Origin of the sequence: Streptomyces sp. CB02009 (genome assembly GCF_001905825.1) — a bacterium.
Classification (GTDB): Bacteria; Actinomycetota; Actinomycetes; order Streptomycetales; family Streptomycetaceae; genus Streptomyces.
The window spans coordinates 37,925-50,060 of the sequence record NZ_LIVV01000007.1; the positions used below are offsets into that span (position 1 = coordinate 37,925).

Consider the following 12,136-nt stretch of genomic DNA (forward strand, 5'->3'; position numbering starts at 1 on the left):
GGAGCAGTCTTGGCACGGAACATCGGCAGCCGCTACACCACCCACCAGATCCTGGGGCGGGGCAGTGCAGGGACGGTGTGGCTCGGCGAGGGTCCCGAGGGACCCGTCGCCGTCAAACTGCTGCGCGAGGACCTGGCGTCCGACCAGGAGCTCGTCGGCCGCTTCGTCCAGGAGCGGACCGCCCTGCTCGGCCTCGACCACCCCCGCGTGGTCAAGGTCCGCGACCTCGTCGTCGACGGCAACGACCTGGCCCTCGTCATGGACCTCGTGCGCGGCACCGACCTGCGCACCCGCCTCGACCGGGAGCGCAGGCTCGCCCCCGAGGCGGCCGTCGCGATCGTCGCCGACGTCGCCGACGCGCTCGCGGCCGCGCACGCCGCCGGGATCGTCCACCGGGACGTCAAGCCGGAGAACATCCTGCTCGACATGGAGGGACCGCTCGGGCCCGGCGGCGCGCACCCGGCCCTCCTCACCGACTTCGGTGTCGCCAAGCTGATCGACACGCCGGGCCGCACCAAGGCCACCCGGATCATCGGCACCCCCGACTACCTCGCCCCCGAGATCGTCGAGGGCCTCCCGCCGCGCGCCGCCGTCGACATCTACGCCCTCGCGACCGTCCTGTACGAGCTGCTCGCCGGCTTCACCCCCTTCGGCGGCGGCCACCCCGGCGCCGTGCTGCGCCGCCACGTCACCGAGACCGTCGTCCCGCTGCCGGGCATCCCCGAGGAGCTGTGGCAGCTGGTCGTGCAGTGCCTGGCCAAGGCCCCGGCCTCCCGGCTGCGCGCCTCCGAGCTCGCCACCCGCCTCAAGGACGTCCTGCCGCTGCTCAAGGGCATCCCGCCGCTCGACGTGGACGAGCCGGACGCGGAGCCGGCGCCCGAGGCGCACGAGGAGGACGCGTACGCGACCGGTACGGGCGCGCGGGAGCCCGGTCCGCGCCGGGCCGCCGTCCCGCTCGTCCCCGGCGCCTCCGCCGACTCCAACCGCGACACCCACACCTCCATGCGCGTCCCGGCCCCCGACGAGCTCTCCGGCGGTCCGCTGGGCACGGCCCGCGCCCCGCGCTCCGCGGGGGCCCGCAGACCCGGCTCGGCCCGTCACAAGGCCGGGGTGGTCCGCAAGCGCCGGATCACCCTCACCATCGCGGCGGTGGTGGTCGCGGGCGCCCTCGGCGCGGGCGGCTACCTGGCGGTCTCCGGGGACGCCGAGACCCCGCCGCAGGACTCCAAGCAGTCCTCACTGCCGTAACAGGGGCGGCGAGCCGTTACGCTGGACGCGTGGCAGTCGTCGATGTATCCGAAGAGCTGAAGTCCCTCTCCTCGACCATGGGGTCGATCGAGGCCGTCCTGGACCTCGAGAAGCTGAGGGCCGACATCGCCGTGCTCGAAGAGCAGGCCGCGGCCCCGTCCCTGTGGGACGACCCGGAGGCGGCGCAGAAGATCACGAGCAAGCTTTCGCACCTGCAGGCCGAGGTCCGCAAGGCCGAGACCCTGCGCGGGCGCATCGACGACCTCGCGGTGCTCTTCGAGCTCGCCGAGGAGATGGACGACCCGGACACCCTCGCCGAGGCCGAGACGGAGCTCGGCTCCGTCCGCAAGGCCCTCGACGAGATGGAGGTCCGCACCCTCCTCTCCGGCGAGTACGACGAGCGCGAGGCCCTGGTCAACATCCGCGCCGAGGCCGGTGGCGTCGACGCCTCCGACTTCGCCGAGCGGCTCCAGCGCATGTACCTGCGCTGGGCGGAGCGCCACGGCTACTCGACCGAGGTCTACGAGACCTCGTACGCGGAGGAGGCCGGCATCAAGTCGACCACCTTCGTGGTGAAGGCGCCGTACGCCTACGGCACGCTCTCCGTCGAGCAGGGCACCCACCGCCTCGTCCGCATCTCGCCCTTCGACAACCAGGGGCGTCGCCAGACCTCCTTCGCCGGCGTCGAGATCCTGCCGGTCGTCGAGTCCTCCGACCACGTCGAGATCGACGAGTCCGAGCTGCGCGTCGACGTCTACCGCGCCTCGGGCCCCGGCGGCCAGGGCGTCAACACGACCGACTCGGCCGTGCGCATCACGCACCTCCCGACCGGCATCGTCGTCTCCTGCCAGAACGAGCGCTCGCAGATCCAGAACAAGGCGAGCGCCATGAACGTCCTCCAGGCCAAGCTCCTCGAGCGCCAGCGCCAGGAGGAGCGGGCCAAGATGGACGCCCTGAAGGACAGCGGCAGCTCCTGGGGCAACCAGATGCGCTCGTACGTCCTGCACCCGTACCAGATGGTCAAGGACCTCCGGACGGAGTTCGAGGTCGGCAACCCGCAGTCCGTCCTGGACGGCGAGATCGACGGCTTCCTCGAGGCGGGCATCCGCTGGCGCAAGCAGCAGGAGAAGTAACCCCGGAACACGGCACGTTCGGGCCCCGCACCGTCACGGTGCGGGGCCCGTCGTCATGCTGCGCGGTGGCCTCCGTCCGGTCAGCGGATTCGCTGACGCAAGCGGAAACGAGGTGGTCGGGGAGCTTTGTCGACAAGGGAACTGGCGGCGTGGAGCCCGGAGTTCTGGGTTTACGTCACAGTTGCATCGCCGTATGTAGGACACGTAGTGATCTTTCGGGCATCGCACGCGCAACGACCTTGACGCTTCATCGGAAACTCGGAAGGGTGACGTACTGGCATGCGCATTTCTGGGGCGCGTGCGAACGGGGGCGGGCCCAGTGGTGAGCCGCCTCTGTCGCGTGCCCCGAGCGCTGCCCCATGACGAGATGAGCTACTGGGGGTAGCAGCCAGATGACCAAGCAGATGCGAGTCCGTATCGCGCGCATCGCCGCGGGTGCGGTGATCGCGGCCGGTGCGTCGCTGACGGCGGCGGGCGCGGCACAGGCCGTGGACATGTTCGGCGAGCCGGACCCGACGCCCACCTGCATCCCGGGTACCGCCGGGTGCGAGGTGACGACTCCTCCGACCACCGAGCCGCCCACGACGGAGCCTCCGACCACGGAGCCCCCGACGACGGAGCCGCCCACCACCGAGCCTCCGACCACGGAGCCGCCGACCACCGAGCCGCCCACGACGGAGCCTCCGACCACGGAGCCCCCGACGACGGAGCCGCCCACCACCGAGCCGCCGGTCACCGAGCCGCCCACGACGGAGGAGCCGCCGGCCACCGAGCCGCCGACCGAGCCGGAGCCGGGCGACACGGACGGCCCGGGCCAGACCGAGGCGCCGACCACCCCGGGTGACGGCGGCGACACCGACAACGGTGACGCCGGCACCTGCACCGTCGACCTCGACGGCGCCGAGTGCGTGGACAGCGGCAACAGCAACACCGACACCAACAACGCCGGCTCGCAGCCCGTGCAGCAGGGTCAGGCGAAGGAGGAGCTCGCCGAGACCGGTGCGGCCGAGACCTCGTTCCTGATCATCGGCGCCGCGACCATGATCGCCGGTGGCATCGGCTTCCGTATGCTGCCGCGTCTCGTCGGCGGAGGCCGCGCCGCCGTCTGATCCCGCCGTGAGCGCGGATCGGTACGGCGCATGACGTACAGAGCATGAGGAAGGGCCGGGGAGTCTCTCCCCGGCCCTTCCTCATGTCCTCATGGCTCCGGCTCGTGTGGACGCCGTGCGGTCCCGCTAGACCGTACGGACCGCCGCGAGCAGGGCGATCGCGGCCAGCAGGGCGATCGCCAGCGTCAGCAGCATCGCGGGCGAGAGACCGTTCTGAGGGGTCAGTCGCTCCCGGTTCGCGCGGCAGACGGGGCAGCGGCCCTCGGCGACCGGGGCCGCGCAGTTGGCGCACACCAGTCGGTCGTAGGTCATGCGCTCTCCTCCTCCCGCACTGGGTTTCACACCAGGACAACGTCCGACGGGGTCCGGACGTTCCCCCTACCACTGTGCCAGCTCGACGGCGTTTCGGCGCGCCCCACCGGATCGCGACCGTTTCGTCCGCGAGGGCGAAAAGGATAAACAGCGCAAGCCGGAACCGCGACTGCGCGGGTCTTCCCCGGTCGCGTAAGGTCACGCACACCTACTCCCGGCCGACCGTGGTGCATCCGTGATCCGATTCGACAACGTCTCCAAGTCCTATCCGAAGCAGAACCGCCCCGCGCTCCGGGATGTATCCCTGGAGATCGAGAAGGGGGAGTTCGTCTTCCTCGTCGGTTCGTCCGGCTCCGGAAAGTCGACTTTCCTGCGGCTGCTCCTCCGTGAGGAGCGCGCCAGCCAAGGCCAGGTGCACGTCCTCGGCAAGGACCTGGCCCGGCTCTCCAACTGGAAGGTGCCGCACATGCGGCGTCAGCTCGGCACCGTCTTCCAGGACTTCCGCCTCCTTCCCAACAAGACCGTCGCCGAGAACGTGGCCTTCGCCCAGGAGGTCATCGGCAAGCCGCGCGGCGAGATCCGCAAGGCCGTGCCGCAGGTGCTCGACCTCGTCGGTCTCGGCGGCAAGGAGGACCGGATGCCGGGCGAGCTCTCCGGTGGTGAGCAGCAGCGCGTCGCCATCGCCCGGGCCTTCGTCAACCGCCCGATGCTGCTGATCGCCGACGAGCCCACCGGCAACCTCGACCCGCAGACCTCGGTCGGCATCATGAAGCTGCTCGACCGCATCAACAGGACAGGGACCACCGTCGTCATGGCGACCCACGACCAGAACATCGTCGACCAGATGCGCAAGCGCGTCATCGAGCTGGAGAAGGGCCGCCTCGTCCGCGACCAGGCCCGCGGCGTCTACGGTTACCAGCACTGAGCAGGTAGGGGACTCAACACACCATGCGCGCTCAGTTCGTGCTCTCCGAGATCGGCGTCGGTCTCCGGCGCAATCTCACGATGACGTTCGCCGTCATCGTCTCCGTGGCCCTCTCGCTCGCCCTGTTCGGCGGTGCGCTGCTCATGCGTGAGCAGGTCAGCACGATGAAGGACTACTGGTACGACAAGGTCAACGTCTCCATCTTCCTCTGCAACAAGGCGGACGCGGCCTCGGCGGCCAAGTGCGCCAAGGGCGCGGTCACCGCGCAGCAGAAGGAGCAGATCGAGGCCGATCTGAAGGACATGGCCATCGTCGACACCGTCATGCACGAGACGGCGGACGAGGCGTTCAAGCGGTACAAGGAGCAGTACGGCGACACCGCCATCGCCTCCGTCGTGACGCCGGACCAGATGCAGGAGTCGTTCCGGGTCAAGCTCAAGGACCCGGAGAAGTACAAGGTGGTCGCCACCGCCTTCGCCGGCCGCGACGGCGTCGAGTCGGTCGCGGACCAGCGGGGCATCCTGCAGAACCTCTTCGACCTGATGAACGGCATGAACATCGCCGCCCTCGGCGTCATGGGGCTGATGCTGGTCATCGCGCTGATGCTGATCGTCAACACGGTCCGCGTCTCGGCCTTCAGCCGCCGCCGCGAGACCGGGATCATGCGGCTCGTCGGCGCGTCCAGCTTCTACATCCAGATGCCGTTCATCATGGAGGCGGCGTTCGCCGGCCTCCTCGGTGGCGCGGTCGCCTGTGTGCTGCTGCTCGTCGGCCGGTACTTCCTCATCGACCACGGCATCGCGCTCGCGGAGAAGATGCAGCTCGTCAACTTCATCGGCTGGGACGCCGTCCTCGCCAAGCTCCCGCTGGTGATCGCGATCGGGCTGCTGATGCCCGCTATTGCCGCTTTCATCGCGCTGCGCAAGTACCTGAAGGTGTGAGAAGACACCACTGTCGGTGAAGGGCGTCGTACGGGCAAAGCCCGTGCGGCGCCCTTGCCTTGTCCTAGAGTGGGCGGCATGCCGGCCGGCACCGACCACCTCTGTATCCGGCCCCGCGGAGTGCTCCGTGGGGCCGTTCTGACGTTGGTCTTCACCGGGGTCCTGGCCACCGCCGCCGCCACCGGCTCGCTGCCCCGGCAGGAATCCGCCGGACGCACGGGGGCGACCCTGCGCGCGGGGGAGGCTGCGCGGAGTTCCGGGACGGTCGACAGCGCCGCCCTGAACCGGGCCGCGGCCGATGCCATGGCGGACGGCAAGTCGGGCAAGCAGGCGGCCGAGGAGTTCGTCAGCCGCAGCGGTGACCGCTGGGGCGCGGTGTACGACAAGAGGGAGTACGCCGAGTTCGAGCAGGCCCTTGACGGCGCCTACACCGGCGTGGGGCTCTCCGCGGGCCGGGTCGGCGAGAGCGGCGTCCGGGTGACCCGGGTGCAGCCCGGCGGCCCCGCCGAGCGGGCCGGGATCCGCGCGGACGACCGGCTCGTCTCCGTCGACGGCCGCCCGGTCGCCGGGCTCTCCGTCTCCGAGGTCGTCGCCCTCCTGCGCGGCGACGGCGTACCCGGCTCCACCGTCGCCCTCCGGGTCGAGCGCGGCCGCGCGGCCTGGACCCGGACCCTGCACCGGGCCAGGCTCGCCACGGACCCGGTCACCGTCCGCCGCCTCGGCGACGGGACCCTGATGATCAGGGTCGCCGCCTTCACGAAGGGCGCGGGCACGCGCGTGCGGGACGCGGTACGGGCCGCCCCGGCCGGCGCCGGCGTCCTCCTGGACCTGCGGGGCAACTCCGGCGGCCTGGTCGCCGAGGCCGCGGTGGCCGCCTCCGCCTTCCTCGACGGCGGTCTCGTCGCCACGTACGACGTGAAGGGCGAGCAGCGCGCCGTGTACGCGGAGGGCGGCGGCGACACCGCCAGGCCCCTGGTGGCGCTGATCGACGGCGGCACCATGAGCGCGGCCGAGCTGCTCACCGGCGCCCTCCAGGACCGCGGCAGGGCCGTCACCGTCGGCTCGCGCACCTTCGGCAAGGGCTCGGTCCAGATGCCGAGCGCCCTGCCGGACGGCTCCGTCGCCGAGCTGACCGTCGGCCACTACCGCACTCCGGCCGGTCACGCCGTCGACGGCCGGGGCATCACGCCCGACCTGACCGCCGGGGAACGGGCGGAGGAACGGGCGAAGACGGTATTGAGTGGCCTCGGAGGGGGCTCGTAGTGCGAAAATGACCGCACTATGGCAAAGGGACTCGTGAACGTGCAGGGCAAGCCTGCGAAGAAGAACCAGGACAAGGCGCCCGAGCGCAAGATCATCGCGCAGAACAAGAAGGCGCGCCACGACTACCACATCGTCGACACCTACGAGTGCGGACTGGTGCTCATGGGCACCGAGGTGAAGTCGCTGCGGATGGGCCGCGCCTCGCTGGTCGACGGCTTCGTGCAGATCGACCGGCACGAGGCGTGGCTGCACAACATCCATGTGCCCGAGTACATGCAGGGCAGCTGGACCAACCACTCGGCGAAGCGGAAGCGGAAGCTGCTGCTGCACCGCGAGGAGATCGACAAGCTGGAGGCGAAGTCGCAGGAGACGGGTCACACGATCGTGCCCCTCGCGCTGTACTTCCTGAACGGCCGGGTCAAGGTCGAGATCGCGCTCGCCAAGGGCAAGAAGGAGTTCGACAAGCGCCAGACCCTGCGCGAGAAGCAGGACACCCGCGAGACCAACCGGGCCATCGCGGCGGCCAAGCGCAAGCAGCGGGCGGCGCAGATCCCGTAGCCCCGCGCCGCCGCCCGGCGGCCCGGCGCGGCCGCGGGTAATACGCTGGCGACAGCGCCCGTCGGTCACGTACGATGGGCCGTGCACACCCCGCAAGGGTGCGCACTTTGAAAAATGAACATGGGGATGATCGGTTTCGACAGCGGATACCGATGCAGGGGAAGCGTGTCGAGGAAGCGGCAATGATCTCGTTAACCATATGTCGCAACCAATAATCGCCAACTCCAAGAGCGATAACTCCCGCTTCGCCCTCGCTGCCTAATTTTAGGTAACGACAAGAAGCCTCTGTGAGGAGCGTCAGCCCGGGGGTGGTCCCGACCCGGATCCTGGCGTCATTTAGGGATCTAAACCTCTCACCCCGGTCACGGGGGTGAGAGGGAAATCAAACAGTGACTGAGCCCGTCGGAGACTTGTCCGTGTGATCTCCGGGGCTGAGAAACTCGTAGCGGACTGCGCACGGAGAAGCCCTGTTTCCGTACCGTTGGACGCGGGTTCGATTCCCGCCATCTCCACCGAGCGTCCGGGAGGCCAGCCCTCTCGGACACCTCATCCCATGTGGGCGAAGGCCCGGCAGTCAGCAGACTGCCGGGCCTTCGTCATGCCCGGCCGCCGACCCTGGTCGCCGCGCAGAGCACCAGCGCCGCGGCGGCCGCGGTGGCCGGGACCAGGAATCCGAAGGAGGCGAACGGGGCGTGGTCGGCGGCCCAGCCGCCGGTCGCGGAGCCGGCCGCGATGCCGCCGAGCAGGGCGGTCACGGCCAGCGTCATGCCCTCGTTGAGCTGGCACGCCGGGGTCAGGCGCTGCACCAGGCCCATGCCCGTCACCATCGTCGGAGCCGTCGCCATGCCCGCCACGAGGAGTCCGGCGGCGAGGGCGAGCAGCGAGCCGGTCGAGGCGGCGAGCAGCGGCATCGTCATCAGGACGGCCATCGCGGCCAGGCAGGTGCGGAGCCGGACGGTGCGGCGGGCGCGGCCGTAGAGGAGGCCCGCCGCACAGGAGCCCGCGGCCTGGAGGGCCAGCACCGGACCGGCCACGGGGCCGTCCACGAACGCCACGGTCACCACCTCCATGGAGCCGAAGACCGCGCCGGTGGCGAGGAAGACCGCCAGGAGCGGGGCCATGCCGGGGACCCGCAGCGGGGAGCCCGCGGCGGTACGGGGGGAGACCGGCGGCTCGGTGGAGCGCTGGGCGGCGAAGACCAGGACGCCGGTGAGGAACAGGGCGGCGCCGACGAGGGTGCCGGCCTCGGGGAAGAGCGTGGAGCAGAGGAGCGCGGCCACGACCGGGCCGAGCATGAAGCAGAGCTCGTCGGTGGCCTGTTCGAAGGCGTTGGCGGTGTGCAGGGCGTCCCGGTCGCCCCGGAGGAGATGGGCCCAGCGGGCCCGGGACATGCCGCCCGTGTTGGGCGAGGTGGCGGTGAGCGCGGCGGTGGCGAACAGGGCCCAGGCGGGCGCCTTCTCATGGACGCAGAGCAGCAGCACCAGATGGCCGAGGACGGCGTAGGCGGTGGCGGGGACCGCGATCCGCGCCTGGCCGTACCGGTCGACGAGCCGGGCGATCCACGGGGCGGTGAGGGCCCCGGCGGCCATGCCGGTGGCGGTCACGCCGCCCGCCAGGGCGTACGAGTCGTAGGCCGCGGCGATCATGATCACCGCACTGACGCCGAACATGCCCATGGGCAGCCGGGCGATCAGATTGCCGACGATGAAGCCGCGGGCGCCGGGGACGGCGAAGAGGCGGAGGTAGCCGCTGCGGGGGGTGGGAGCGGGAGCGGGGGCGGACGTGCGGGTGGGGAGCGTGGGGCGCGTGGGGTGGCTGGGGGCGGCGGTGCGCCGGTCGTCGTAGCGGGGGGCGAGGGCCGGGCCCGCCGGGGTCAGGGTGAGGTCCGGTTGCGGCATGGATCAAGGCTCGCGGGAGGAGGCCGGACGGGTCCAACACCTGTTCGGTGGCCATTCACGCAGCTGTGTTGTTAAATGCGGCGATGCCCTCTCCGGTGCCTTCCCCCGTGCCGCCGCCCGCCGCGCCGGTGACCGCCGTGCCTGCGTCCGTCGTGCCGCCGCCCGTCGTGCCGCGGGACGTCGACCCCCGTCTGCTGCGCGCCTTCGCCGCCGTCGCCGAGGAGCTGCACTTCACCCGCGCCGCCGCCCGCCTCTACGTCGCCCAGCAGGCCCTCAGCCGCGACATCCGGCGCCTGGAGCGCGAGCTGGGCGCCGAGCTCTTCGTACGGACCACCCGGCAGGTCTCCCTCACGCCGGACGGCGAACGCCTCCTCCCTTACGCACTCCGGGTGTTGGCCGCGCACGACGAGCTGGCCGAGGCCTTCCGGGCCGCGCCCCGGCCGCTCCTCGTCGACCTCAACAGCCCCGACCTCGCCCCCGAGAGCGTGCTGCGCCGGGCCCGTGAACTCGCCCCGGACCACGAGCTGATGGCCCGCTACGAGAGCGGACTCACCGGAGCCGTACGGGAGATGCTCGCCGGGCGGCTCGACACCTCCTTCGGCCGGTACGGCGGGCTCGACGCCGGGCTGCGGGCCCGGCTCGACTCCCAGTTCGTGCGGTACGAGCGGATGGCCGTGATCCTCCCCGACGACCATCCGCTGGCCGGCCTGCCCGAGGTGCCGCTCGCCGCACTCGCCGGGGAGCGGATCTACGCGGGCGCCGGGAACGACCGCACGCCCGAGTGGACCGACCTCGCCGCCCGGCTCTTCGCCGGGCGCGGCATCGAGATCGCCCCGCCCGCGCCGCTCGCCGTCGGCAAGGAGGAGTTCCGCCGCATCATGGCCAAGCACCGCAACCCGGTGCTCGCCGTCGTCGACTTCCCGCCCATGCCGGGCTGTGTGCTGCGGCCGCTCGTCGACCCCGTACCCCTGTCGCCCGTGAGCCTGGTGTGGCGCAAGGGGCTGCGGCATCCCGGTCTGGACGCGCTGCGGACCGCGGCCGCCGAGATGGGCGCCAGGGAGGGCTGGCACGTCCGCCCGGCCGGGTCCTGGCTGCCGGAGGGGGAGCCGGGGCTGCCGGGCGCCTGAGGGGGAGCCGGGGCTGCCGGGGGCGCCTGAGGGCGCGCTCACAGGGGCTCCGCGCTCCGGGTGAGAGCAAGGTTCCGCTGCCGACACCTCCCGGCACCGGGCCGAAACGCGGCCTCCCTAGCCTCGGGGGCAGATGGACCGGGGCGGTGGACGCCCCAGGACCCGACACCCGCGGAGGTACGACATGGGCGGCCGGTGGATCGAGCAGTGGGAGCCGGAGGACGAGACCTTCTGGCGCGAGAAGGGGGAGCGGATCGCGCGGCGGAACCTGCTCTACTCCGTCCTCTCCGAGCACATCGGCTTCTCCGTCTGGAGCCTGTGGTCGGTCATGGTGCTCTTCATGGGGCCGCAGTACGGGGTCGACCCGGCCGGCAAGTTCTTCCTGATCGGGACCGCGACCTTCGTCGGCGCGCTGATCCGCATCCCGTACACCTTCGCCGTCGCCCGCTTCGGCGGCCGCAACTGGACGGTGTTCAGCGCCCTGCTGCTCCTGCTGCCCACCGGCTTCGCCTTCGCGGTGATGGAGCCCGGGACCTCGTACACCACTTTCGTCCTGGTGGCGGCGCTCACCGGCGTCGGCGGCGGCAACTTCGCCTCCTCGATGACCAACATCAACGCCTTCTTCCCGCTGCGGAAGAAGGGCTGGGCGCTCGGGCTCAACGCGGGCGGCGGCAACATCGGCGTCCCCGTCGTCCAGCTCGTCGGCCTCCTCGTCATCGGCACGGCGGGCGCGATGCACCCGAGGATCGTGCTCGGCGTCTACCTGCCGCTGATCGTCGTCGCCGCCGTCTGCGCCGCGCTCTTCATGGACAACCTCGCCCCCGTCAGGAACGACACCGGCGCCGCGAAGGAGGCCGTCCGGGCCCGGCACACCTGGATCATGGCCTTCCTGTACATCGGCACCTTCGGCTCCTTCATCGGCTACAGCTTCGCCTTCGGCCTGGTCCTCCAGACCCAGTTCGGCCGCACCCCGCTCCAGGCCGCCTCGCTCACCTTCATCGGCCCGCTGCTCGGCTCGCTCATCCGGCCCATCGGCGGCTCCCTCGCCGACCGGCACGGCGGTGCCCGCATCACCCTCGGGACCTTCGCCGCGATGGCCCTCGCGACCGGAGTGGTCATCTACGCCTCGGTGGCCGAGTCCCTCACCGTCTTCCTCGTCGGCTTCATCGGCCTCTTCGTCCTCAGCGGCCTCGGCAACGGCTCCACGTACAAGATGATCCCGGCGATCTTCCTCGCCCAGGGGCACCGCAAGGGCCTCGCCGGAGAGACCGCGGAGGCCTACGGGCGGCGGCTCTCCGGCGCGGCGATGGGCCTCATCGGAGCGGTCGGCGCGCTCGGCGGCCTCGGCATCAACCTCGCCTTCCGCCAGTCCTTCCAGACCTCCGGCACCGGCACGGCGGCCTTCGTCGCCTTCCTGGCCTTCTACGGGGCCTGCATGGCCGTCACCTGGGCGGTATACCTTCGCGCTCCGGCCGCGGTCCCCGCCACGGCCGCCGCGACGGCCGCCGCCACGGGCCCGGAGGGCGCCGGGGGCGTCGCCGAGCCGGAGCCCCGGCCCGGCTACGCGAAGGTGTGACGCCCGATGCCCGGCGCGGACCGTAACGATCAGGAAATACGGGCGA

The 12,136-nt window shown here is 71.5% G+C and carries 11 protein-coding genes and 1 other RNA gene; 10 read left to right on the forward strand and 2 right to left on the reverse strand.

Translation table 11 applies throughout. From position 1 onward, the window contains the following. The first annotated feature begins 9 nt into the window (after positions 1-9). The 3 genes from AMK27_RS26950 to AMK27_RS26960 all read left to right on the forward strand — a co-directional run bounded on the left by AMK27_RS26950 (position 10) and on the right by AMK27_RS26960 (position 3,490). Positions 10-1,248, forward strand: a complete 1,239-nt coding sequence (locus AMK27_RS26950) for a serine/threonine-protein kinase (protein WP_073913320.1) — start codon at positions 10-12, stop codon at positions 1,246-1,248. A gap of 29 nt (positions 1,249-1,277) precedes the next feature. After that, positions 1,278-2,381, forward strand: a complete 1,104-nt coding sequence (prfB, locus tag AMK27_RS26955; protein WP_073913322.1) for a peptide chain release factor 2 — start codon at positions 1,278-1,280, stop codon at positions 2,379-2,381. Between the two features lie 392 nt (positions 2,382-2,773). Then, a complete protein-coding gene (locus tag AMK27_RS26960) occupies positions 2,774-3,490 on the forward strand; it encodes an LPXTG cell wall anchor domain-containing protein (RefSeq protein ID WP_073913324.1) in 717 nt (238 codons plus the stop codon). A 126-nt stretch (positions 3,491-3,616) separates the two neighbouring features. Here AMK27_RS26960 and AMK27_RS26965 read toward each other — a convergent pair whose 3' ends face one another. Further along, on the reverse strand, positions 3,617-3,802 hold the full coding sequence (locus AMK27_RS26965) for a hypothetical protein (protein WP_073913327.1): 186 nt from the start codon (positions 3,800-3,802) through the stop codon (positions 3,617-3,619). A gap of 235 nt (positions 3,803-4,037) precedes the next feature. Between AMK27_RS26965 and ftsE the strand changes: the two genes are divergently transcribed. The 5 genes from ftsE to ssrA all read left to right on the forward strand — a co-directional run bounded on the left by ftsE (position 4,038) and on the right by ssrA (position 8,004). After that, entirely contained in the window at positions 4,038-4,727 is a 690-nt protein-coding gene (gene ftsE, locus AMK27_RS26970; RefSeq protein WP_030223113.1) for a cell division ATP-binding protein FtsE, read from the forward strand. Positions 4,728-4,750: 23 nt separating this feature from the next. After that, positions 4,751-5,668 carry a permease-like cell division protein FtsX gene (ftsX, locus tag AMK27_RS26975; protein ID WP_073913329.1) on the forward strand — a complete coding sequence of 306 codons (918 nt, stop codon included), beginning with the start codon at positions 4,751-4,753 and terminating at the stop codon, positions 5,666-5,668. A gap of 78 nt (positions 5,669-5,746) precedes the next feature. After that, on the forward strand, positions 5,747-6,931 hold the full coding sequence (locus tag AMK27_RS26980) for a S41 family peptidase (RefSeq protein WP_073913332.1): 1,185 nt from the start codon (positions 5,747-5,749) through the stop codon (positions 6,929-6,931). Between the two features lie 18 nt (positions 6,932-6,949). Continuing rightward, entirely contained in the window at positions 6,950-7,489 is a 540-nt protein-coding gene (gene smpB, locus AMK27_RS26985) for an SsrA-binding protein SmpB (protein ID WP_073913334.1), read from the forward strand. 122 nt (positions 7,490-7,611) lie between these two features. After that, positions 7,612-8,004, forward strand: a transfer-messenger RNA (tmRNA) gene (gene ssrA / locus AMK27_RS26990). A gap of 81 nt (positions 8,005-8,085) precedes the next feature. On the opposite strand, the gene AMK27_RS26995 is transcribed toward ssrA, so the two are convergent. After that, on the reverse strand, positions 8,086-9,387 hold the full coding sequence (locus tag AMK27_RS26995; RefSeq protein ID WP_241847614.1) for an MFS transporter: 1,302 nt from the start codon (positions 9,385-9,387) through the stop codon (positions 8,086-8,088). An 83-nt stretch (positions 9,388-9,470) separates the two neighbouring features. Between AMK27_RS26995 and AMK27_RS27000 the strand changes: the two genes are divergently transcribed. Both AMK27_RS27000 and AMK27_RS27005 read left to right on the forward strand, forming a co-directional pair. Then, entirely contained in the window at positions 9,471-10,514 is a 1,044-nt protein-coding gene (locus AMK27_RS27000; RefSeq protein ID WP_376463113.1) for a LysR family transcriptional regulator, read from the forward strand. A 184-nt stretch (positions 10,515-10,698) separates the two neighbouring features. Next, entirely contained in the window at positions 10,699-12,090 is a 1,392-nt protein-coding gene (locus AMK27_RS27005) for a nitrate/nitrite transporter (RefSeq protein WP_073913337.1), read from the forward strand. The last annotated feature ends 46 nt before the right edge of the window (positions 12,091-12,136 follow it).